The 21,467-nt window shown below is 64.7% G+C and carries 21 protein-coding genes, 1 tRNA gene and 1 pseudogene; 8 read left to right on the forward strand and 15 right to left on the reverse strand.

Features of this window, described 5'->3' with window-relative positions; translation table 11 throughout:
* Positions 1-8 precede the first annotated feature (8 nt).
* On the forward strand, positions 9-902 hold the full coding sequence (locus ACQPXH_RS22520; protein WP_433598512.1) for a LysR family transcriptional regulator: 894 nt from the start codon (positions 9-11) through the stop codon (positions 900-902).
* Between the two features lie 2 nt (positions 903-904).
* Here ACQPXH_RS22520 and ACQPXH_RS22525 read toward each other — a convergent pair whose 3' ends face one another.
* The 4 genes from ACQPXH_RS22525 to ACQPXH_RS22540 form a co-directional block, all read right to left on the reverse strand.
* Positions 905-1,657 carry an amino acid ABC transporter ATP-binding protein gene (locus tag ACQPXH_RS22525; RefSeq protein WP_157124551.1) on the reverse strand — a complete coding sequence of 251 codons (753 nt, stop codon included), beginning with the start codon at positions 1,655-1,657 and terminating at the stop codon, positions 905-907.
* A gap of 112 nt (positions 1,658-1,769) precedes the next feature.
* Positions 1,770-2,732: an amino acid ABC transporter permease gene (locus ACQPXH_RS22530; RefSeq protein ID WP_433598513.1), complete on the reverse strand. Its 963-nt coding sequence runs from the start codon at positions 2,730-2,732 to the stop codon at positions 1,770-1,772.
* A 3-nt stretch (positions 2,733-2,735) separates the two neighbouring features.
* The gene (locus ACQPXH_RS22535) at positions 2,736-3,656 is read right to left on the reverse strand and encodes an ABC transporter substrate-binding protein (RefSeq protein WP_433598514.1); all 921 of its coding nucleotides are present in this window, start codon (positions 3,654-3,656) and stop codon (positions 2,736-2,738) included.
* A 203-nt stretch (positions 3,657-3,859) separates the two neighbouring features.
* Positions 3,860-4,918, reverse strand: coding sequence for an isocitrate/isopropylmalate dehydrogenase family protein (locus ACQPXH_RS22540; protein ID WP_433603538.1), 1,059 nt, complete (start codon positions 4,916-4,918; stop codon positions 3,860-3,862).
* A 116-nt stretch (positions 4,919-5,034) separates the two neighbouring features.
* Between ACQPXH_RS22540 and ACQPXH_RS22545 the strand changes: the two genes are divergently transcribed.
* Both ACQPXH_RS22545 and trxA read left to right on the forward strand, forming a co-directional pair.
* Positions 5,035-5,556 (forward strand): 2'-5' RNA ligase family protein, encoded by a 522-nt coding sequence (locus tag ACQPXH_RS22545; RefSeq protein WP_433598515.1) that lies wholly within the window; start codon positions 5,035-5,037, stop codon positions 5,554-5,556.
* A 68-nt stretch (positions 5,557-5,624) separates the two neighbouring features.
* Positions 5,625-5,993: a thioredoxin gene (gene trxA / locus ACQPXH_RS22550; protein ID WP_433598516.1), complete on the forward strand. Its 369-nt coding sequence runs from the start codon at positions 5,625-5,627 to the stop codon at positions 5,991-5,993.
* A gap of 62 nt (positions 5,994-6,055) precedes the next feature.
* Here trxA and ACQPXH_RS22555 read toward each other — a convergent pair whose 3' ends face one another.
* A complete protein-coding gene (locus ACQPXH_RS22555; RefSeq protein WP_433598517.1) occupies positions 6,056-6,490 on the reverse strand; it encodes a 2-keto-3-deoxygluconate kinase in 435 nt (144 codons plus the stop codon).
* A 371-nt stretch (positions 6,491-6,861) separates the two neighbouring features.
* On the opposite strand from ACQPXH_RS22555, the gene ACQPXH_RS22560 reads away from it, so the two are divergent.
* Entirely contained in the window at positions 6,862-7,209 is a 348-nt protein-coding gene (locus tag ACQPXH_RS22560) for a DUF6191 domain-containing protein (RefSeq protein ID WP_433598518.1), read from the forward strand.
* Between the two features lie 46 nt (positions 7,210-7,255).
* Here the strand turns inward: ACQPXH_RS22560 and polA are convergent, their stop codons facing one another.
* The 9 genes and pseudogenes from polA to ACQPXH_RS22605 all read right to left on the reverse strand — a co-directional run bounded on the left by polA (position 7,256) and on the right by ACQPXH_RS22605 (position 18,136).
* Entirely contained in the window at positions 7,256-10,000 is a 2,745-nt protein-coding gene (polA, locus tag ACQPXH_RS22565; RefSeq protein WP_433598519.1) for a DNA polymerase I, read from the reverse strand.
* Positions 10,001-10,231: 231 nt separating this feature from the next.
* The gene (locus ACQPXH_RS22570; protein WP_433598520.1) at positions 10,232-11,239 is read right to left on the reverse strand and encodes a neutral zinc metallopeptidase; all 1,008 of its coding nucleotides are present in this window, start codon (positions 11,237-11,239) and stop codon (positions 10,232-10,234) included.
* 83 nt (positions 11,240-11,322) lie between these two features.
* Positions 11,323-11,724, reverse strand: coding sequence for a DUF885 family protein (locus ACQPXH_RS22575; RefSeq protein WP_433603539.1), 402 nt, complete (start codon positions 11,722-11,724; stop codon positions 11,323-11,325).
* Positions 11,721-12,416 carry an ABC transporter ATP-binding protein gene (locus ACQPXH_RS22580; protein WP_245567112.1) on the reverse strand — a complete coding sequence of 232 codons (696 nt, stop codon included), beginning with the start codon at positions 12,414-12,416 and terminating at the stop codon, positions 11,721-11,723. The genes ACQPXH_RS22575 and ACQPXH_RS22580 overlap by 4 nt, the downstream gene beginning before the upstream one ends.
* Before the next feature lie 147 nt (positions 12,417-12,563).
* Positions 12,564-13,514: pseudogene (locus ACQPXH_RS22585) on the reverse strand (ABC transporter ATP-binding protein); the annotation flags it as partial.
* Complete coding sequence (locus ACQPXH_RS22590; RefSeq protein ID WP_433598521.1) at positions 13,511-14,947, reverse strand: branched-chain amino acid ABC transporter permease; 1,437 nt, start codon at positions 14,945-14,947, stop codon at positions 13,511-13,513. The gene ACQPXH_RS22590 and the pseudogene ACQPXH_RS22585, both read right to left, overlap by 4 nt.
* Positions 14,944-15,978, reverse strand: coding sequence for a branched-chain amino acid ABC transporter permease (locus tag ACQPXH_RS22595; protein ID WP_433598522.1), 1,035 nt, complete (start codon positions 15,976-15,978; stop codon positions 14,944-14,946). The genes ACQPXH_RS22590 and ACQPXH_RS22595 overlap by 4 nt, the downstream gene beginning before the upstream one ends.
* A 96-nt stretch (positions 15,979-16,074) precedes the next feature.
* Complete coding sequence (locus ACQPXH_RS22600) at positions 16,075-17,286, reverse strand: branched-chain amino acid ABC transporter substrate-binding protein (protein ID WP_433603540.1); 1,212 nt, start codon at positions 17,284-17,286, stop codon at positions 16,075-16,077.
* A gap of 232 nt (positions 17,287-17,518) precedes the next feature.
* A complete protein-coding gene (locus ACQPXH_RS22605) occupies positions 17,519-18,136 on the reverse strand; it encodes an ANTAR domain-containing response regulator (protein ID WP_040688928.1) in 618 nt (205 codons plus the stop codon).
* A 222-nt stretch (positions 18,137-18,358) separates the two neighbouring features.
* Between ACQPXH_RS22605 and ACQPXH_RS22610 the strand changes: the two genes are divergently transcribed.
* From ACQPXH_RS22610 to ACQPXH_RS22625, 4 genes are all read left to right on the forward strand, one after another.
* A tRNA-Leu gene (locus ACQPXH_RS22610) sits at positions 18,359-18,445 on the forward strand.
* Positions 18,446-18,586: 141 nt separating this feature from the next.
* Complete coding sequence (locus tag ACQPXH_RS22615; RefSeq protein WP_433598523.1) at positions 18,587-19,099, forward strand: monooxygenase family protein; 513 nt, start codon at positions 18,587-18,589, stop codon at positions 19,097-19,099.
* Positions 19,100-19,343: 244 nt separating this feature from the next.
* The gene (locus ACQPXH_RS22620; RefSeq protein WP_433598524.1) at positions 19,344-19,964 is read left to right on the forward strand and encodes a low molecular weight phosphatase family protein; all 621 of its coding nucleotides are present in this window, start codon (positions 19,344-19,346) and stop codon (positions 19,962-19,964) included.
* 98 nt (positions 19,965-20,062) lie between these two features.
* Positions 20,063-20,473: a hypothetical protein gene (locus ACQPXH_RS22625; protein WP_387295598.1), complete on the forward strand. Its 411-nt coding sequence runs from the start codon at positions 20,063-20,065 to the stop codon at positions 20,471-20,473.
* A 21-nt stretch (positions 20,474-20,494) separates the two neighbouring features.
* Here ACQPXH_RS22625 and ACQPXH_RS22630 read toward each other — a convergent pair whose 3' ends face one another.
* Positions 20,495-21,403 (reverse strand): acyl-CoA thioesterase, encoded by a 909-nt coding sequence (locus ACQPXH_RS22630; protein ID WP_433598525.1) that lies wholly within the window; start codon positions 21,401-21,403, stop codon positions 20,495-20,497.
* Positions 21,404-21,467: the final 64 nt, after the last annotated feature.

The following is a 21,467-nucleotide window of genomic DNA, read 5'->3' on the forward strand; positions in this document are numbered from 1 at the left end:
CAACAGTTATGGAACTGCGCCAACTTCGCTACTTCGTGACCGTGGTCGAGGAGGCCAACTTCACCCGCGCCGCCGCCCGATTGCACCTGGCCCAACCCGGACTCAGCGCCCAGATCCGCCAGCTCGAACACGAACTGGGACAGCAACTTCTGGATCGCGGCGGCCGCTCGGTGACCTTGACCGAGGTGGGCGCGGCGGTGCTGCCGCATGCCAGGGCGGCACTGGCGGCGACCGAGCGGATTACCGCGACAGTTGACGAATTCACCGGACTGTTGCGCGGACAAGTCCGCCTCGGCTGCATCTCCGGCGCGGGCGATGAGGAATTCGATATTGCCTCGGTGCTCGCGGATTTTCACGACGACCACCCGCAGGTCGGCATCAGCCTGACCGAGGACACCTCCGAACGGATGCTCGCGGCGGTGCGCAGCGGTGAGCTGGACATCGCCCTGGTCGGATTGGCCGGTGCGGACATCTATGCCGATATCGGCATAGATGTTGTGCTCGATACGCCGGTGGTAGCGGCGGTCGCGCTGAGCGGTAAGAAGCGTGCATCGATCACGCTCGACCAGTTGCGTGAGCACCCGCTGATCTGTCTACCGCGCGGCACCGGCATCCGGGGTGTCTTCGACCGCGCCTGTGCCGCAGCGGGATTCGAGCCCGATATCGCCTTCGAGGCCACCGCTCCCCCGCTGTTGCTGCGGCTCGCCGCCCGCGGCCTCGGCGTCGCTGTGGTGCCCGCGCTGACCGCCGAGGAGGCCACGGCATTCGGCGTGCGGGTGCTGCCGATCACCGAACCGGAGTTGCGCGGACGACTCGCGCTGGCGTGGCGGCGCGATCGCCCGGGCAGCCCGGCCGCGAAAGTCCTACTCGGACAACTCCGTATCGGCTTGGGCGGCCACTGAATTCAGAGCAACCGCGACAGGAACGCCTTGGTGCGTTCATGTTTCGGGTCGGCGAGCACCTCCCGCGGATTACCCGCCTCCACAACCACGCCGCCGTCCATGAACACCAGTTGGTCGGCAACCTCGCGGGCGAAACCCATTTCGTGGGTCACGACCACCATCGTCATACCGTCGGCGGCGAGTTCGCGCATGACCCCGAGCACCTCGCCGACCAATTCCGGATCCAGCGCCGAGGTGGGCTCGTCGAAGAGCATCAGCTTGGGATCCATCGCCAGCGCACGGGCGATCGCGACACGCTGCTGCTGGCCGCCGGAGAGCTGGGCCGGATAGGCATTCGCCTTGTCCCCCATGCCGACTCGGTCCAGCAACTCGAGCGCACGAGCCGTCGCGTCCGCCTTGCGGATGCCCTTCACCTGGATGGGCGCCTCGACAATGTTCTCCAGCGCCGTCCGATGCGGGAACAGGTTGAAATGTTGGAACACCATGCCGATATCGCGACGCTGCTTGGCCGCATCGCGCGGGTGCAATTCGTAGAGTTTGCCGCCCTTTTCCCGATAGCCGATGAGATCGCCGTCGACATAGAGCCGACCCGCATTCACCTGCTCGAGGTGGTTGATACAGCGCAGGAAGGTCGACTTACCCGAACCCGAGGGCCCGATCAGACAGAGCACATCGCCACGCCCGACCTCGAGCGAAATGCCCTTGAGCACCTGCAGCGCACCGAAGTTCTTGCACACCCGATCCGCACGGATCATCAGCTGTACATCGGCCGGCTCTACCTTGTCTGTCGTCGGGCTCATGCCCGCGCCTCGCTGACGCTCGGCTCCAGCATGACCGCGAAGGCGGCTGTGTCCATTGTTCGCTCGCTCATTTCGCCTTCACAATCGTCTGAGCGTCGGCCAGTTCCTGCAGCTGTTTGGCGGTCAGCTGCCGCGAGGCGCCCCGTGAGTAGTAACGCTCCAGGTAGAACTGCCCGATCATCAGCACGCTGGTGACCGCGAGATACCAAGTGGCGGTGACCAATAGCAATGGAATCGGCTGGAAGTTCACGCCGTAGATATCACGGGCCCGCCCGTAGAGGTCGGTGCTCAATGGGATCGCGGTGACCAGCGCGGTGGTCTTGAGCATCCCGATCAGCTCATTGCCGGTCGGTGGGATGATCACCCGCATGGCCTGGGGCAGCACGGTCCTGCGCATAGTCTGCGACCACGACATGCCGAGCGCCGTCGAGGCCTCACGCTGCCCCTCGCCGACGGAATTGATTCCGGCACGGACGATTTCGGCCATATACGCGGCCTCGTTCAGCGCGAGGCCGATCACCGCGAAGGCGAACGCGGCCTGCAGTCCCTGCACGTCGATCCGCACGAACTCGGGCCCGAACGGCACACCGAACTGGATCGACTTGTACAGCGACGGGAACAGCCCCCAGAAGACCAACTGCACGAAAACCGGTGTGCCACGGAAGATCCAGAGATATACCCACGCCACCGCGCGCAACACCGGATTCGGCGACAGACGCATCACCGCGAGCAACGCGCCGAGCACGATGGCGATCGCCATCGCGAGCACGGTCAGCTCGAGGGTGACCACCGCACCGGAGGCGATCCGGCTGTCGAACAAATACTTTCGATAGGTGCCCCATCCGTACGCGGGATTGGTGGCCGCGCCGTAGATGAACAACCCGACCAGGGCGAGGATGATCGCCGCGGCGATCATGCGACCCGGCCTACGTAATGGCACGGCCTTGATCGGCTCCGGTTCTGCCGCGTCGATCGGCCCGCCGGGCCCGGTGTTGTCGCCGGGCGCCGACGTGGTTTCGGATGACGACATCGATCAGCCCGCGGCGCCGTTGATGACCGACTTGGTGATCGCGCCTTCCTGTACACCCCAGTTCTTGGTGATCTCGAGGTACTTACCGTCGTCGATCAGGTGCTGGACGGCGGCCTGCAGCGCCTTGCCGAGCGCCGACCCCTTGGGGATGGCCCAACCGTAGGGTGCGGAATCGAAGACCTTGCCCGCCGCCTCCATCTTGCCGTCGCTCTTCTTGATCGCGTACGCGGTCACCGGCGAATCCGCCGACATCGCGTCGACCTGGCCGAGCACCAGCGCGTTGGTCGCCGCGCTCTGCTCATCGAACGGCTTCTTATCGATCGCAGGCTTGCCCTCCGCCTCGCACTTCTTGCTGCGCGCCGGAATCTCGTCGGTGTCCTGAACCGTGGTGGCCTGCACCGCGACCCGCTTACCGCAGGCATTGTCCGGGTCGATCGGCTTACCGGTCTGCTGCGCCCACTGGCTGCCCGCATTGAAGTAGGTGGTGAAGTCGACGCTCTGTTCACGTTCCTTCGAGTCGGTGATGGAGGACATACCGACGTCGTAGGTGCCCGCCTGGATCGCGGGAATGATCTTCTCGAAGGAGGACTCGAGGTATTCGGCCTTCAGGCCGAGGGTTGCCGCGACCGCGTCCATCAGGTCGACATCGAAGCCGACGATCTTGCCGCTCGGATCCTTGTACTCGTTGGGCTGATACGGAATATTGACTCCGACCACGAGCTTGCCCGACTGCTTGATCTTGTCCGGGAGCAGCGCGGCGGCGGTGTCGAGTTTGTCGATACCCTGTACCTTCGCCACTGCGGGTGAGTTGTCTTCGGAGTTACTACAGCCCGTCAACACCAGTGCACCACCGGCTAGTACGCACATCGCTTGCAGGGCGCGCCTGCCAAGAACCGATCGAACAGACACAGCAGCCCTCCACATTTCGGATTCGAGAAACCCGGGTGTCACCACCCGTTTGGCAATCTAAGCGATCGTGGCGTTTCGTGCTGGACAGTAACGGAAGATTATCCGTTGTGTGCGGAACACTCCCGGCACAGCAAACACTCAGGTACCCGGCGCTGGACCCTACCGGACGGTCCGGGTGTTCGAGCGAGTCGGGTTCCCGGTCACCCCGCCGGGCCGGGTCAGCGCCGGTGCACCCTGGCGCAGACCTGCTCGGTGAATTCGCTGGTCGAGGCGAGACCGCCCAGGTCGGCGGTGGCAATGCCCCCGGCGAATACGGCCGCGACGGCGCGTTCGATGCGTTCACCAGCGCTCGACAGCGCGCGGTTGTTGTCGCGAATTCCCAGCCAGTGCAGCAACATTGCCGCCGAGAGTTGGAGCGCCGCCGGGTTTGCGCGGTTGTGTCCGGCCAGTGTCGGCGCGGCGCCGTGCACCGCCTGCGCCATCGCCTTGGTTGCCGAGCAGTTGAGCGACGCGGCGATGCCGAGCGAGCCGCTCAGCTCACCCGCGAGATCGGAAAGGATGTCGCCGAAGAGGTTCTCGGTCACCACCACGTCGTAGTCGCGGGCGGCGCGGACCAGATGGGCGGCGACCGCGTCGACGTGTTCGTCATCGACCTCGACGCCCGGATACGCGCGGGCGACGTCATAGCAGACGTCGCGGAACAGGCCCATGGTCATGGGCAGCACATTGGCCTTGTGCACGATGGTGACCCGCTTGCGTCGCGCGGCCGCGAGCCGGAAGGCCTCGTGCGCGATCCGCTCGCAGGCCGACCGGGTGATCAGGCCGACCGCCATCGCCACGTCGGGGGTGGGCCGGAATTCGCCCGATCCGGCGAACATATTGCGGTCGGCGTAGAAACCCTCGCTGTTCTCCCGGACGATCACCAGGTCGATATCGGCAGCGCTCGCCTTGATTCCGGCGAAGGCACGGGCGGGGCGGATATTCGCATAGAGGCCGAAGCGTTTGCGGATGGCGCCACTCGGTGCGATTCGATGTTCGGGCGGGTAGGCGGCATTGTCGTGCGGGCCGAGGATCCAAGCGTCGAGTTCATCGAGGGCCGCGAGGGTCTGCTCCGGCAGCGGATTGCCGAATTCCGCTATGGCGGTCCGGCCCATCGGTAACCGAACCCAGTCGACCGAGTCCGCGCCGGCCGCAGCGAGTGCTTCGTCGACCACGGCGCGGGTGGCGCGGACCACCTCGGGGCCGATGCCGTCACCTTCGATGAGGCCGAGTCGCATGGGCGACGTATCACGGTTCACCTGGCCATTCTCCCGCTACGCAAGTTGTTCGCCGACAACCGGGCCGCGTGTTCGCCGCCCATCGAGCCGCGCGGGCGGCTAACCTCAGGTGAACTATGGTGCAGTCGGTCGAATTGTTATTGGACGATGTGGCCGATGCGGAGATCCGGCGGCAGTGGCAGTTGCTCGTCGATGCGGGCATTCCGAGTTTGGCCGGAAAGCAGGCCGAAACCAACCGGCCGCATATCACCGTCGCGGTGGCCAGGCAGATCTGGCCGCGCATCGATCACGCGCTGGACCAGCTCACTTTCCGGCCGATTCCGATACGACTAGGCGGCGTGCTGGTCTTCGGTGCGCGCAACCCGATCCTGGTTCGGTCGGTGGTGCCGTCGGAACACCTGCTCGCACTGCAACGTCGTATTCTCGCAGTCGTTTCGCCGTGTCCCGGCATACCGTCGAATGTGCAACCCGACGAGTGGACGCCGCATATCACCCTGGCCAGACGGGTACCGACGCAGCATTTGGGCGAGGCGATCCACGCCGTCGCCAGGGATCGTGATTTTCCCGCGACCGTCGTGGGTATCCGGCGTTGGGATGGCGATCAACGGCGCGAGTGGCCGGTCGCCCGAGGAAGATAGCGGCACCGCCGGAAGATATATACCGCGCCGGACGTTATAGCTGGCGACAATCGACACGAGAGGACGTCATGGCCACCCAGACCCTGAACCAACAGAATTTCGATGAGATCGTCACCGGGAACGACGTGGTACTCGTCGATTTCTGGGCCGAGTGGTGCGGTCCGTGCAAGAGCTTCGCACCCACCTTCGAGGCCTCCTCGGACAAGCATCCCGATGTCGTGCACGGCAAGGTCGACACCGAGTCCGAACAGGGCCTGGCCGCCGCCGCCAACATCCGCTCGATTCCGACCATCATGGCGTTCCGCGAGGGCGTGCTGGTCTTCGCGCAGCCGGGCGCCCTGCCGCCGGCCGCGCTGGAGGATCTCGTCACCCAGGTGAAGGCGCTGGATATGGACGAGGTGCGCAAGCAACTCGCCGAGCAGCAGACCGGTCGGTAAACCGCACCAACGGGCCGTTCATATTCCGCGGAATGTGAACGGCCCGTTGCGTTTTCGTACGCTCAGGCGCCCAGCTTGTTGACGCCCGCGATCATGGCGCGGACCGTCGATTCGGCACCGTCGTCGGCCAGGGCCGCACCCCAGCCGCGCCTGCCGTTGCATTCGCACTGCACGAACGTCGCGGTGCCCACAGCGGTGCGGCGCTGGTGGAATTGCAGGATTTCGACCGGATAGCCCTCGTCGTAGAGCGCCGAAGTCATCGCGGCGACCGGACTGCCTGCGGCGATCACCGTGCGCAGGTGGTCGGCGAATTCCAGGGTGGCCGTGAACTCCGCGCTCCGATTGCCCGCGGGCGACCAGTCGCCGACCCGAATCGGGCCGGAGTGCTCGCAATAGCGGTGGTGGAATTGCGCGGGTGTCAGATCGGCGCATTCGGCGCGCAACGCCTTGGGGGCTGCGGCGATGAACATGTTGGGGTCAAGAGTCAGGATGGTCATTGTGCGGAGGTCTTCCCGAGGATTGTCTTCTCAATTGACAGAGGGGACCAGCAGTAAGTAGTCAGTAGCCCGCAGCGAGGGGGCCGGTCCGAATCAGACCCCGCTACGGCGGGTTACTACGAGAAGCCGCCGAGTTGCCACCATCGCGGTAAGCGGAATTAGCACTGCGCTGTCGCGGTCTGCGACGTGAAGCGTGGCGCTGTGGCGGTCGGCGGGATTCGGCACGCCGACCAGAATAGGTCGATCTCGACGCAATAGCAACCACATTCCTCGCCCCGGTCGCGCCTACTCGCCAGTACCATTTGCGCAGCTCAGGGGCATAGCGCCGAGGACGGATGGCAAACCGTCGTCGAGGCGGTACTTTCGATCACATGGGTGCCCTTGTCGCCATGACCATTCCCGGATTGGCCATCCTGCTGATCGGACTCGCATTCGTCGAGGTGCTGTGGAATCGGCTCACCGGCAGTCGGATACTGCCGTGGTTCAAGCACCGCAAGCACACGCCGGTCGCCGCGACCGGATTCGAACAGGTTGCCGCGACCTTTCAAGGTTCGAAGCATTACGAGTTCGAGCAGCGACAGACGGCACTGATGCATAAAGAAGATAAGTCCGATGGAGCGCCGCCGCGCGATGAGATCGATCTGCGAACGGGATCGGCGAGACTGGTGCGGCGCGAGCGGGCCTCCGCGCAGTACAGTTTACTGGCGGCTGAGCACTGAATGCGGTGCGGCACACCGGATTTCCGGGGCATGCCGCACCCAACGCTCAGTGCGCGGCGGAGTCCCAGCTGCGGCCGGTGCCGACGGAGACATCCAACGGCACCGATAGCGTGATCGCCGAGGACATCTGTTCGCGGGTGAGTGCGTCGAGGGCGTCGCTCTCCCCCTCGGCGACCTCGAAGACCAGTTCGTCGTGGATCTGCAGCAGCATGCGCGATCGCAGGCCGGCATCCTTGATCGCCTTGTGCACGTTGATCATCGCGACCTTGATGATGTCGGCGGCGGTGCCCTGGATGGGCGCGTTGAGGGCCATACGTTCGGCGGCCTCGCGGCGCTGGCGGTTGCTGGAATCCAGATCGGGCAGGTAGCGGCGGCGACCGAAGAGGGTTTCGGTGTAGCCGACCTTGCGTGCCTGTTCGACCACCTCGTAGAGATAGTCGCGAATGCCGCCGAAGCGGTCGAAGTAGACCTCCATCTGCTCCTTGGCCTCCTGCGTGCTGATCTTCAGCTGCGTCGAAAGACCATAGGAGCTCAGACCGTACGCGAGACCGTAGGACATCGCCTTGATCCGGCGGCGCATCTCGGGCGTCACCTCCGACAGCGGGATATCGAAGGCTTTGGAAGCGACGAAGGTGTGCAGATCCTCGCCGGAGTTGAAGGCCTCGATCAGGCCCTCGTCACCGGAGAGGTGGGCCATGATACGCATTTCGATCTGGCTGTAATCCGCGGTCATCAGCGTCTCGAAGCCCGGGCCAACCACGAAGGTGTCGCGGATCTGGCGGCCGGTGTCGGTGCGGATCGGGATGTTCTGCAGATTCGGCTCGGTCGAGGACAGTCGGCCGGTGGCGGCGATGGTCTGGTTGAAGGTGGTGTGGATGCGGCCGTCATCGGCGACGGATTTGAGCAAACCGTCCACGGTGACCTTGAGCCGGGTGGCGTCGCGGTGCTCGAGCAGATGCCGCAGGAACGGATGCTCGGTCTTCTCGAACAGCGATTCCAGCGCGTCGGCGTCGGTGGTGTAGCCGGTCTTGGTGCGCTTGGTCTTCGGCATATCGAGTTCGTCGAAGAGCACCACCTGCAGCTGCTTGGGTGAGCCGAGGTTGATCTGCTTGCCGATCACGCCATAGGCGGCGTTGGCCGCATCGGTGACCTTATCGGCGAATTGGCGCTGCAAGTTCTCGAGCTGCTCGATATCGACCGCGATGCCGGCGTTCTCCAGTTCGGCGAGCACGCTGAGCAGCGGCAGTTCCATATCGTCGAGCAGTGCACTGGATTCGATCTGGCGCAGTTCGCCGTCGAGTGCCTCGGCCAGGTCGAGAACCGCCCGCGCGCGCAGCATTTCGGTCTGCGCCAGCTCGGCGTTCACGGTGTCGGTATCGTCGAGCAGGGAAAGCTGCGGGGTTTCGTCGGTTTCGGCGCGCAGTTCGCGATGCAGGTAGCGCAGTGAAAGATCGTCGAGGTTGAAGCTGCGCTGGCCGGGGCGGACCAGGTAGGCGGCCAGGGCGGTGTCGCTGGTGAGACCGGCCAGGGTCCAGCCGCGACCACGCAGCGCGTGCACGGCGGCCTTGGCCTCGTGCAGCGCCTTCGACACGGCCGGATCAGCGAGCCAAGCGCCGAGTGCGGCTTCGTCTTCCGGGGTCAGCACGGCGACATCGATGTAGCCGCTCTCGCCGTCTGCGGCGGCGATGGCGAGCGCGCGCGCGTCACCATTACCTGGGGTATTGGTGCCGACCACCGAAATACCGTGTCGGACACCGACTTTCGCATGTTCAGCAAGCCACCCGGTGACCGCGCCCACCGCCAGCGCGCCGCCGCTGATCTCGAAGCCGGATTCGGCCTCGGGCTCCGGCGGGGCGAGGGTTTCGAAGAGCCGGTCGCGCAACACCCGGAACTCCAGGTCGTCGAAGAGCTGGTGGATCTTGTTGCGATCCCACGGCTGCTGGGCCAGCTGATCGGGGGTGTAGGGCAGCGGAACGTCGCGGACCATCTCGGTGAGCTGGCGGTTGAGCACGACACTGCTGAGGTTGGCGCGCAGTGCGTCGCCGACCTTGCCCTTCACCTCGTCCACCTTGTCGACGAGGGTGGTCAGATCGCCGTATTCGCGAATCCACTTGGCGGCGGTCTTCTCGCCGACACCAGGAATGCCGGGCAGGTTGTCGCTCGGGTCGCCGCGCAGGGCCGCGTAATCCGGGTACTGGGCCGGGGTGAGCTGATATTTGGCCATTACCTCATCCGGGGTGAACCGGGTGAGATCGGAGACGCCCTTGCGCGGGTAGAGCAGCGTGACCTCATCGCTGACCAGCTGGATGGCATCACGGTCACCGGAGACGATCAGAACGCGGAAACCCTCGCCCACGGCCTGGGTCGCGATGGTGGCGATCAGGTCGTCGGCCTCGAAACCGTCGATCGCCATCACCGGGATTCCCATGGCGCCGAGCACATCCTTGGTGAGTTCGACCTGGCCGCGGAACTCATCGGGCGTGGCATTGCGGCCCGCCTTGTACTCCGGATACGCCTCGGTACGGAAAGTCTTGCGGCTGACGTCGAAAGCGGCCGCGATATGCGTCGGCTTCTCGTCCCGCAACAGATTGATCAGCATCGCGGTGAATCCGTACACCGCATTCGTGGTCTGCCCGGTGACCGTCTTGAAATTCTCCGCGGGCAGTGCGAAGAACGCGCGATAGGCGATCGAATGCCCGTCCAACAGCAACAACGTCGGCCGCGCACCACCCGCATCACTGGCTGCCGCAGGCACGACGCTGGAACGCTGATCAGTAGTCGCTGGGGTCACGCCTGAGAGTCTATTGACGCCCACCGACAAAGACACTGCGGGGCACGGGGTACTCAATGGCTCATGGCAGAAGCTCGAAGGCATCGATGTGACAAGGCCGAACGATGGAAAAACGGCGCCGATCCAGGGTCGCCGCCTTGGCAACGCCGAGCCGTTCAGCCGTGGCGACGACCGACGCATCGGCCGTACCGAGCGGCCCAGCATACCCAGTCTCGTAGGTGAATGTGCGGATCACTCCACGTGGGCCGGGGAGCTGTACCAGGTGTTGCACTCCCAGGTGTCGCCCTTGTCGGAACCCCATTTCCACCAGCCCCACACGTTTTCCTCGGTGCCCTGCATGCGGGGATCGCGGGTGCCGTGGCCGCCCTGGACGGTGTGGGAGGCTTCGGTCCAGGTTTGTTCATCGATATCGGCGCGGCCGAAGTTGGTGCCGAGGAACATGCCGGAGAAGCAGCGGGCCTGCAGTTCCATACGGCGGCTCTGTTCGCGACCGGCGGTGGTTTCCTTGCCGACGGTCGCACGTTTCTCGTTGTAAGCCTGCATGACGCCGATCAGGTTCTGCACGTGGTGGCCGTATTCGGTACTGAGCACGGCCAATTGGGCGCCGCGGCGCGAGCCGCTGGACAGCGGCCGCATGGCGTCGTACGGCAGGACCACGGTTTCGTCGAGCGCGCAGTAGAAGGTTGTCGGGCCGTTGCGCAGTCGCTGCACGCATTGGCTTGCCACCTCACGGGATTCGGTGGGGGCCAATAGCCGCGGCGGATGGAACGGCAGTCCGGCGCCGCGCAGTGTCGGTTCCCATGACGCGTCCAGACAGGCGATCGCGGACCGGTAGAAGGCCCGCGCGGTCTCCGGATCGTCGTGCCAGGCGGGCAGTTTGCAATCGACCCTGCCGAGTCCGACGTGCTGAGCGAAGAGCGGATGATCGGCCAGCGCCTGCACCGCGCGGCTCGACGCGACCGGCATCCCGGCCGGCGATAACCCGGCCAACGGCGCGAAGGCGACCGGGGGCGCGGCATCGCCGATTGGATTCGCCGAGTCGGGCAGGGCACCCGCGAATCCCGGTGTCGTCGAATCGGAAATCGCACGCGCGGTACGCATTTCACCCGCGTCGGCGGAGCGTCCGGTCACGAGCAGACCCGCCGCGGTGAGCGCACCGACCACACCGAACACCACCCAGACAAGGACGATGCGATTGCCGCGCAACAGACCGAGCCGAGAGCCGAACGTGCTGTTCATGACCTACCTAGAGAGCTCGATCACCGCACATTCATTGGAACTCCGCCCACATCGGCCCGCAACTCGAGGAGCTGCTCAGCGGGTCACAGTGTGGCTACAAGTTCGCGCAGCACCGGCAGGCTGACCGAGCCGGAGCCGAGCACCACATCGTGGAACACTTTGATGTCGAAAGCGGCACCGAGCCGCTCGGCGGCCTGCCGACGTATCTCGAGCTGACCGACCTTATAGGCCGCGGCCTGACCGGGGATCGCGATATCGCGGTCGATCTCGACCTCGATCTCGGTCAGCCCGACCGGTGCGTTGGCCACCATGAAGTCGATGGCCTGCGGACGACTCCAGCCCTTGGCGTGGATTCCGGTATCGACGACGAGTCGGCACGACCGCCACAAATCTGCGGCAACCATGCCGACGCGCGCCAAATCGTCGTCGTACAAACCCATTTCGTCGGCAAGACGTTCGGTGTAGAGCGCCCAGCCCTCTTTCAGCCCACGCCCAAGTAAGCCGACTTCACGGCCGGATCGGTGAGCAGATCCCCACCGATACCGCTCTTGGTGACCTCACCGGTCTCCAGGATGTAGGCGCGATCGCTGCGGGTCAGCGCCTGCTGGGCATTCTGCTCGACCAACAGCACCGTGGTGCCCTGCTGGTTGATCTCGCTGATGATCCGGAAGATCTGCTGAATCACCATGGGCGCCAAGCCCATCGACGGTTCGTCGAGCAGCAGCAGGCGCGGGCGGGCCATGAGCGAGCGGCCGATGGCCAGCATCTGCTGCTCACCGCCGGAGAGCGTGCCGCCGACCTGCTTGCGCCGCTCGGACAGCCGCGGGAACAGCTCGAAGACCCACTCCAACGTCTGGCCGTACTCCGCCTTCTGCTTGAAAGCCCTTCCGTAGCAACCCATATCGAGATTTTCCTGGACCGTCATACCGGGGAAGACACCCCGGCCCTCCGGCGCCTGGATCAACCCGTGTGTCACCCGCTCGTGCGCCTTCATCTGGGTGATGTCACGACCCTCGAACCTGATCTTGCCGCGGGTCAGCGGCAGCAGGCCGGACAGGGCACGCATGGTGGTGGTCTTCCCCGCGCCGTTGGCGCCGAGCAGGGTCACCAGCTCACCCTCGGCGACACGGAGCGAAACCCCGTGCAGCGCTTGGATTCTGCCGTAGTTGACAACCATACCGTCGACCTCGAGCAGCGGCGCCGCCGTGCTGAAGTCGCGCGGCTCCGCTTTGCGATGCTCGCCGCCGGCCGGAGTCGATTCGTCGACGAACTGTTCCGGTTCGACCACTTCGGTTACGGCAGTTGCCTTTTCGGCCGCCGCGGCCTCGGCATCCGGCACACCCAGATACGCCGCGATCACATCCGGGTTGTCGCGGATCTCCGCGGGCAGCCCATCGGCGATCTTGCGACCGAACTCCAGCACCACGATCCGGTCCGTGACACCCATGACCAGGCGCATATCGTGCTCGATCAGCAGCACGGTGAACCCGTCGTCGCGGATCTTGCGGATCAGATCCATCAGCGCCGATTTCTCGCTCGGATTGAACCCGGCGGCGGGTTCGTCCAGGCAGAGCAGTTTCGGCTCGGTGGCCAGCGCGCGGGCGATCTCCAATCGGCGCTGATCGCCGTAGGAGAGATTGCGCGCCTTCTCCACCGCACGCGGTGCGATTCCGACGAATTCGAGCAGGGCCATGCCGCGCTCGATCGCGTCCCTCTCCTCGCTGCGGTGCCGCGGGGTGCGCAAGATCGCACCGGGCACCGAGGTCTTATGCCTGGCGTCGGTGCCGACAACCACATTCTCCAGCGCGGTCATCTCGCCGAAGAGCCGCACATTCTGGAAGGTGCGGGCGATACCGAGCCGGGTGATCTCGTTGCGCTTGGTCTTCGTCAGCGGTTTGCCGTCGAAATACACCAGACCCGAGGCCGGTTTGTAGACACCGGTGATGGCGTTGAAGCAGGTGGTCTTGCCCGCGCCATTGGGTCCGATCAGTCCGAGGATTTCACCGCGGCGAATCTCGAAGCTGACCTTGTCCAATGCGGTCAGACCGCCGAACTGCACTGTGAGTTCATCGGTGCGCAGCAGCGGCGCACCCACCGCGGTCTCGATATCACGGTGCGGCGCAACCACATCCGCGACCACCTCGGCATCGGCGAGCACCGGGATCACGGCGGTGACATCGACCTCGCCCGCGCTCTCGACCTCGGGCGGGGCCGCATAACCGGCGGCCATATCCTCATTGTCGAACAGGGCGTCACCCGCGCCTGGCCCGGTCATCGTCGCGCTCCGATCAATTCACGCTCACCCGGTTTACGCACGGCCTGATACACCTGCCTACCGAAGGTCAGCAGCTTCTGCCGCACCGGGAACAGCCCCTGTGGCCGCAGAATCATCATGACCACCAAGGTAATTCCGAAGTACATGTACTTGAGGTCACCGAGGGACTGCGCACCGCCGACCCGGAACAGCAACACGCTGCCCAGCAACAGTGCACCCAAGACGCCGGTGACCACCATGCCGGTAATGCAACCGCGCCGCGGCCACGCACTCAGACTGTCGCCCTTGTACTTCCACAAGAGGATCAACCCGACGAAGACCAGCACATCGATAGCCAAAAGGATGTACCCGGTGGACTCGTTGCTCACCAATTTCACCGACTGCAGCCGGGCGGGCAGATAGGCAATGATGAACGCGCCGAAGATGACTCCGAGCTTATTGCCCTGGCCGCCGATGACGACCGCGCACAGGAACAGCATCGAGTTGATGATGTTGAACCCGGTCGGATTGATGAACTGCACCTGACCGGCGTAGATCGCACCGGACATGCCGCCGACAGCAGCGCCGATCAGGAAGGCCCACAGCTTGAATTTGAAGGTCGGCACGCCCATGATCTCGGCGGCGTCCTCGTCTTCGCGAATGGCCACCCAGGCGCGGCCGACCCGACTGCGTTCCAGATTGCCGACGATCAGCAGCACGATGATCACGAGCACCATCGCGAACCAGTACCACCAGGTGCCGTAACTGGCTCGGTCGAGCAGATTCGCGCTGTCGGCATTGCCGCTGTTGCCGCCAGAGAACACACCCTCCGGCTTGCTGGCGGATTCGCCGACATGCGGGAAGGCGACACCGGACAAACCCAGGCTGCCATTGGTGATATCGGACAGATTATCGGCGAGCAACCGCACGATCTCACCGAAGCCGAGGGTGACGATCGCCAGATAGTCACCGCGCAGTCGCAGCGTCGGAGTGCCGAGGATGATGCCGGAGATAGCCGTCACCGCGACCGCGATCGGCAGACAGGCCATCCAGGCCCAGGTCGGATTCAACCATCCGCCGTCGGTCTGATTCCACGGACTGTTCGGACTGGTGAGCAGGCCGACCGTATACGCGCCGATGGCGTAGAAGCCGACGTAGCCGAGGTCGAGCAGACCCGCCTGACCGACAACGACATTCAGGCCGATGGCGATCAGCGCGTACATCGCGACCTGCGCCATGATCAGACCGAAGTTGTAGCCGGGGGTATCCAGCAGCGGCGGCGGGAACAGCGGAAGCAGTGCGAGCAGAATGAGGATCGGCACGCCGACACCCCATTGCGCGGGGCGGCTCAGGCCGTCCCACCAGGTCCGAATCGCGTCTCCCACACCGTGTTTGGGCGGGGCCGCATTGGCAGTCTCGGGTACCGAGTCCGGGATTTTGGTCGAGTCGGTCATGCGCGGGCCCTCCCGAGACTCTCACCGAGAATGCCGGTCGGGCGCACCATCAGCACCAGCACCAGCACCACGAACGCGACGACATCGCGCCACTCCGAACCGAGCAGCGACTGGCCGTACTGTTCCACCACGCCGAGCAGGATGCCGCCGAGCAGTGCGCCGCGCAGATTGCCGATGCCGCCGAGCACCGCGGCGCTGAATGCCTTGATGCCCAGGATGAATCCGCCGGAGTAGATGATGCCCTGCGGGATCTTGATCGCGTACAGCAGCGCGGCCGCACCGGCGAGGACACCGCCGATGAAGAAGGTCAACATGATGACCCGCTCCCGCGAAACGCCCATCAGCGTCGCGGTATCGGGATCCTGGGCGACCGCGCGGATGCCGCGCCCGAATTTGGTCCGGTTGATCAGCACCTCGGTCACGATCGCGAGCGCGATCGCCGCGAGCACGATCAGAAGTTTGATGTTGTCGACCTCGGCGCCGAAGAAACTGAACTGCACGCTCGGCTCGACCAGTTTGATCGGCTGCTGCGCATTGGTGCCGCCGAGTTTGGGATTGATCTTCGGCAGGATGAAGTGCACGAATTCCTGGATCACGAACGACATACCGATCGCCGTGATGAGGAAGCTGAGCGGTTTGGCGCCGCGTTTGCGCAATGGCCGATAGGCCACGCGCTCCAATCCGACTGCGGCGCCACCGGATACCAGCATGCCGATGATCATCGCCAACGCGAGATAGGTGACCGTCAGGATGATGCCCTGGGTGTACACATCGGGATTCGCCACGAATCCGAACAGCATGAGCCCGACCAATTGGCCGAACATGCCGAGCATGAATATTTCCGAATGGGCGAAATTGATCAGCCGCAATACGCCGTAGACCAGGGTATAGCCCACGGCGACCAAGGCATAGATTGAGCCGTAGGTCACCCCGTCGACGGTCAGTCGCCAGAAGTTATCGATCACTCCGTGGTAGTTGAAGTCGATCGAGCCGGCGAGTTGTGCTGCACCAGCCAATGCCGTTGATGTCATTCGTCGTTTGCCCTCATTCATTCGCCCACCCGACACGGCGGCACGTACGGGGATTCCACGAACCCCTGTACGTGCCGCCGTGCGGATTGTCTAGGGCTACTTGACCTCGTAGATCCAGATCAGTGCGTTGGACAGTTCACCGGTCGCGTTCCACCTGTACTGACGGGCAAGGCCGGGACCGTCGTAGGACCGCACGTACTCCAGCAGGTCGGGACGGGTCAGCTTGCCGCCATCGATGCCCTTGGCCAAGATCGTGGTCAGATCGTAGCCCTCGACCGAGTACACACCGGGCTCTGCGCCGTTGAGGGCCTGGTAATCCGCCGTGAATTTATCCGGCGCCGGGCCACACGGGCAGGACAGCACCGCACCCTTCGCCGAGCTGCCGGCCTGGGCGACGAACTGCGGATCGTTGGTGCCGTCGGCGGAGACGAAGACCGCCTTCACGCCACCGGACTTCAGCTGCTGGGCCAGCGGGGCGCCCTCGGAGTAGTAGCCCGAGTAGAAGACGGCGTCCGGCGCGGCGCTCGCGATCTTGGTGACCGTGGCGGAGAAGTCCTTGTCGCCCTTCTTGATGCTGGCGTTGCAGGACGCATCGTTGGCCGAGCCGAGGCCCTCGATGATCGTCTTGGCCAGACCGGTGCCGTAATCGGTGTTGTCCTGGATGACGCAGACCTTCTTGTAGCCCGCGGTGTTGACCAGGTACTTGCCGACCGACGGGCCCTGCACGCCGTCATTGGCAAGGCCACGGAAGAAGCTGGTCCAACCGTTCTGGGTCAGCGTCTCATTGGTGGCGGAGGCCGTCGTCGAAACCAGGCCGGCGTCGCTGAGGATCTTGCCGGTCGCCTTGGTCTCACCGGAGAACGCCGGACCGACCAGGCCGATGACCGACTTGTCGTTGACGATCTGCGGGATGACCTGGGTGGCCTTCTGCGGGTCGCCCTCGGTGTCGAACTGCTTGAGCTCGATCTTGCAGCCCGGGTTGGCCTTGTTGTGCTTGTCCAGCGCGAGCTTGACACCGTCGACGATATTGATGCCGAGGGCCGCGTCCGGACCGGTAAGCGCGCCCGCCATGGCGATCGCGGTGCCCGCGGGGCAGGTGGCCTTGCCGTCGCCCGCCGGGTCGGCGGCCGAGGCGCTGTCCGACTTCGGCACCTGCTTGCCGTTGGCGTCGATCTGCATGACCGGCTGGATCTTCAGACCACCCGCGCCACTGGTGCCGGAGGTGCCCGAACCACCGTCGGTCGATTTATCGCTACACCCCGTCAGCACGAGCGCGGCGGCGGCACCGATGGCCAATGCACCCCGCATCGAACGACTGCGCCATGTCGAACTAAGCACGTTTCACCTCTACGTCCTGTGTTCCCCCGGGCTCTCCTCCGAGGAGGCCGACCACGTCAGCCCGGTCAGAACATAGCGTTGGTACGTTAGCTGCGCATCACATTCGGATCATCCGATCGACTTCGTTTCGAATTTTTCATCGCGATCGGGTTTCCGGGAAGTAAAATTTCCGGCCTTGAACCGCCGAGACGCAAGGACGGGCCTACTTCGGGGCGAGATTTTCCAGCACGACCTCGGCTACCGCCTTCATGGTAGTGCGGCGGTCCATCGCCGTACGCTGAATCCACTTGAATGCCTGCGGCTCCGACAATCCCTGGGTCTGCATGAGCACGCCCTTGGCCCGCTCGACCAGCTTGCGCGTCTCGAGGCGGTCGGCCAGATTGGCGACCTCGCTCTCCAGCGCGGTGATTTCGTGGAAGCGGCTGGCCGCCAACTCGATGGCGGGCACCAGATCCGACTTCGTGAACGGCTTGACCAGATACGCCATCGCACCGGCGTCGCGGGCCCGCTCGACCAGATCGCGCTGACTGAATGCGGTCAAAATCACAACCGGTGCAACGCGTTTCGACGCGATCTCGGCCGCGGCATCGATACCGTCGCGGCGCGGCATCTTCACATCCATGATGACCAGATCCGGCCGATGTTCCACCGCCAGATCCACCGCCTGCTGGCCGTCGCCCGCCTCACCGACAACCTGATAGCCCTCTTCGGTCAGCATCTCCACCAGATCCATGCGGATCAGCGCTTCGTCTTCCGCGACGACGACCCGCTTCGCCCCGGCGTCCCGCTTCGTGCCGGCGCCCCCTGCTGTGTTGCTCATAGGTAGACCCCTCTGGTTCCGATGCCGTGTCCCCGACATGCGAATGAGTGGCCGCGGTCCGGGCACCGGTCCAACGCCCCACTATCGCCGTCGAGTGATGTAAAGAGTACCTTTCAGTTCCGCATACAACCCATATACCCTGCGCAAACCGGGCGTCGGTCACTTCTGACCCAGCCCATTCGTGATTTTCGACAGTGACCCGCTATGCTTTCCCACCGGTGCGCCGATTTGGCGGAACTGGCAGACGCGACGGTCTCAAAAACCGTTGTCCGAAAGGACGTGTGGGTTCGAGTCCCACAATCGGCACCAACTGGTAGGCGGCCCATGCTCTTGGAGAGCATGGGCCGTTCGCACAGAGGTCCGCCCGGGTGGCGATCGAACTAGGGCGCGGGCTGTCTCGTTTTTCCGGCGTAGGGTTTGCAGTGGGCGGCCCGATGCGGAGGTGCCTCGATGCGGGTGAACAGGACCACTGTCGATCTGTCCGGGTATCCGGATCTGGTCGTCATCTATCTCGGGATGCGCGTACGCAAGCCGCGCGGTGTCCTGCGATTGCTCGGTCTTGGCCCGAAACTGTATCGGTCGCACAAGGATCGGCCGGACGGGCTGCTGCTGCACGAGGACGTGATCTGGTCGCTGTTTCCGCCGCATTGGGGGGCGCGGCAGTATTGGCGGGATCTGGATTCGCTGGAACAGTGGACACGCTCTGCGCCGCATCGGGATTGGTGGCAGACGTTCCTGCGCGACTCCGGCGGGACCGGGTTCTGGCACGAGGCCTACTTCATGCGCGGCGGTATCGACGCGATGTACGACGATATGGAAGGCGCCTCCGGCCTGCCGCGGTTCGCACCCGTGGTGGCCTCGCGCGGCCGGAAGTTCACGACACGGGGGCGGGTGCACGGCGAAGCGGACAAGACAGCGCCGGTCGTCACCGAATCCGCTTACTACCGTGGGGAGTCCGAGTAATTCCGATCCCCAACCGTGGCAATACTGTGATGGTTGAAATTACGCGCGCCGGGTACCTTCAGCAGGACGCCCAGACCTCGATTACCGATCGGCTGCATTGCGGCAACGCGGATCGAGCGTCTATCCGAATACCGGGGCGTACTTCGTGTACGGCACTTGACCAGCAGATGAATACATTTTCCGTGGGCTGTGATTCGATCTCGACAGCCTTCTGGTCGGCCCATGCGCGGCCTACCGTATCCGCATGCACGTCCTGTTCGTCTGCAACGGCAATGTCTGCCGTTCGGTAATCGCCGAGCGGCTCACCCGCGCCGTAGCGGTCGAATACAACCTGCCCGGGCTCACCGCAGAGAGTGCGGGAACCCGTGCGCTGGTTGGCTTTCCGATCGAACCGCTCGCCGCGCGGACGATCGAGGGGCTCGGCGCGGGCGCCGACCATTTCCGGGCACGCAAACTCGAGCCGGAGCTGATCGACCGCGCGGATCTGGTCCTCGCCATGACCGAGCAGATCCGGGATCAGGCGGCGCAGATGGCGTTCGGTGCCGGATCGCGCACCTTCACCCTCTTGGAGGCGCATCGCATAGCCAAGGTCACCGGCGCCGAGACGATCGCCGATCTGCACCGCGCCCGCCACGATCTGGCACTCGTCGGCCGGGAGAACATCGCCGACCCGGTCGGACTGTCGGAGGCCGCGTTCTGCGAGGTGGGCGACCGCATCGCCGAGGCATTGGTGCCGCTCCTGCTGGCGTTGGCGCCGCACGCGCAGCACCGGCCGGACGAGGACGAGCGCCCCGGCCTCGTGATGGCCCCAGGAGCGCGTCCCGCGCCGCTGGCCGCCTTCCTTGCCGCCCAGCGAATCCGGTGACACGCAGGGCCCGGTATCCGATCAGCGGGTAAAGGGATTACACTCGCGCGCGGAATAACTTCCGCCGTTGATGGTTCGACACACGACAGGAATCAGACATGCCGAAACGAATTTCGGATGTTTCGCTCCATGTTTATGTGACACCGGAAACCCTCGATCGCGTCGTCGATTCGGTGCGGGAGGTGGTGGACGACCACCTCCAGGACCGCGATGTCTTCGCTTGGCGCTTCACCCTGCCCGTCGAGCCCGATGCACCGGAACACCTACTACTCGAAACCCAGTGGCGGGTAGAGCATCCCGGCCAGGAGCAGGGCGCCAGACGCACCTATGAGATCGCACTCAGCCTGGTCGGCGCGCCGCGCGATCTGACCGCACCCAGCCTGAGCGCCCTGGAGAAGCGCCTGATGTTGGAAACTGCAAGCTGCCCAATGGATCCGGAGATCCCGCGGACCATCCGAGTGCAGCGCCGCGACAGCTTCGACTTCGAAACCGAGCGTGAATCCCTATGATTTGCGCTCGGTTTCGCGGTATCAGCGCCGCGCCGGGAAGTGGCGGATAATGCCTTCCTGGACCGTGGTGGCGAGCAATTCGCCACTGCGGGAGAAGAATCGGCCCGTGGCAAGGCCACGCGAACCAGCGGCCACCGGGGATTCGGTGGCGTAGAGCGCCCAATCGTCGAAGCGGAACGGGCGGTGGAACCAGATCGAATGGTTGATCGTCGCGGCCACGATGCGGTCCAGACCCCAGGACAGACCGTGCGTGGTGATGATCGAATCGAGCACCGTGGTGTCGGACGAATAGCCAAGCGTCGCAACGTGAATCAGCGGATCGTCGGGCAGCCTGCCATCGGCCCGCATCCACACGCGGTTGTGATTGAGCCGCTCCCCGGTGCCCTTCAGGATCCAGGCCGGGTCATTGGTGTAGCGCATATCGATCGGATGCGGCGCCTTGACGAACATCTCCAGCTTGTCTTCCAAGCCTGCGAAGCTCTCCTCGACCCGCGGCAGCGTCTCCGGATCCGGCACCTCCGGCTGGGCGTGCGCGTGCTCGAGCCCCTTGCCCCAATCCTGGAACGCGGCGAGCATGACGAACAGCTCCTGACCCTCCTGGGTCGCGGTGACCGTGCGGTTGGCCAGCGAGCGTCCGTCGCGGTGGCGGTCGACCTGATATTCGATCGGCTTCTTCACATCGCCACCACGCACGAAATGCGCGTTGACGGCGTGCAACGGACGGTCGCCGTCGACCGTCCGTCCCGCCGCCATGATCGCCTGCGAAACCAGCTGACCGCCGAACGTACGGCTCCAGACCTTCTCCGGATGCTGGCCGACGAAGACATCCTCGTCGACCTGTTCCAGATCGAGCAGTCCGAGCAGCACATCGAGGTCGGTACCCTCCGCTGCGGCCCTGAGGCCGACAGCGCCACCTGGCGAAGCGCTCACTACTGCGCCTCGCTGACGCTCGGCTCCGTTGCGACCGCTGGCGCTGCTGTGTTCTCGGTTCGTT

This window comes from Nocardia sp. CA-135953, from assembly GCF_050955735.1.
Classification (GTDB): Bacteria; Actinomycetota; Actinomycetes; order Mycobacteriales; family Mycobacteriaceae; genus Nocardia.

Bases quoted from the DNA above. Each gene is read 5' to 3' on its own strand.
- ACQPXH_RS22520 (WP_433598512.1), top strand. From the start codon at position 9: ATGGAACTGCGCCAACTTCGCTACTTCGTGACCGTGGTCGAGGAGGCC.
- ACQPXH_RS22525 (WP_157124551.1), bottom strand. From the start codon at position 1,657: ATGATCCGTGCGGATCGGGTGTGCAAGAACTTCGGTGCGCTGCAGGTG.
- ACQPXH_RS22530 (WP_433598513.1), bottom strand. From the start codon at position 2,732: ATGTCGTCATCCGAAACCACGTCGGCGCCCGGCGACAACACCGGGCCC.
- ACQPXH_RS22535 (WP_433598514.1), bottom strand. From the start codon at position 3,656: ATGTGGAGGGCTGCTGTGTCTGTTCGATCGGTTCTTGGCAGGCGCGCC.
- ACQPXH_RS22540 (WP_433603538.1), bottom strand. From the start codon at position 4,918: ATGCGACTCGGCCTCATCGAAGGTGACGGCATCGGCCCCGAGGTGGTC.
- ACQPXH_RS22545 (WP_433598515.1), top strand. From the start codon at position 5,035: ATGGTGCAGTCGGTCGAATTGTTATTGGACGATGTGGCCGATGCGGAG.
- trxA (WP_433598516.1), top strand. From the start codon at position 5,625: ATGGCCACCCAGACCCTGAACCAACAGAATTTCGATGAGATCGTCACC.
- ACQPXH_RS22555 (WP_433598517.1), bottom strand. From the start codon at position 6,490: ATGACCATCCTGACTCTTGACCCCAACATGTTCATCGCCGCAGCCCCC.
- ACQPXH_RS22560 (WP_433598518.1), top strand. From the start codon at position 6,862: ATGGGTGCCCTTGTCGCCATGACCATTCCCGGATTGGCCATCCTGCTG.
- ACQPXH_RS22570 (WP_433598520.1), bottom strand. From the start codon at position 11,239: ATGAACAGCACGTTCGGCTCTCGGCTCGGTCTGTTGCGCGGCAATCGC.
- ACQPXH_RS22580 (WP_245567112.1), bottom strand. From the start codon at position 12,416: ATGGTTGTCAACTACGGCAGAATCCAAGCGCTGCACGGGGTTTCGCTC.
- ACQPXH_RS22590 (WP_433598521.1), bottom strand. From the start codon at position 14,947: ATGACCGACTCGACCAAAATCCCGGACTCGGTACCCGAGACTGCCAAT.
- ACQPXH_RS22595 (WP_433598522.1), bottom strand. From the start codon at position 15,978: ATGACATCAACGGCATTGGCTGGTGCAGCACAACTCGCCGGCTCGATC.
- ACQPXH_RS22600 (WP_433603540.1), bottom strand. From the start codon at position 17,286: ATGCGGGGTGCATTGGCCATCGGTGCCGCCGCCGCGCTCGTGCTGACG.
- ACQPXH_RS22605 (WP_040688928.1), bottom strand. From the start codon at position 18,136: ATGAGCAACACAGCAGGGGGCGCCGGCACGAAGCGGGACGCCGGGGCG.
- ACQPXH_RS22615 (WP_433598523.1), top strand. From the start codon at position 18,587: ATGCGGGTGAACAGGACCACTGTCGATCTGTCCGGGTATCCGGATCTG.
- ACQPXH_RS22620 (WP_433598524.1), top strand. From the start codon at position 19,344: ATGCACGTCCTGTTCGTCTGCAACGGCAATGTCTGCCGTTCGGTAATC.
- ACQPXH_RS22625 (WP_387295598.1), top strand. From the start codon at position 20,063: ATGCCGAAACGAATTTCGGATGTTTCGCTCCATGTTTATGTGACACCG.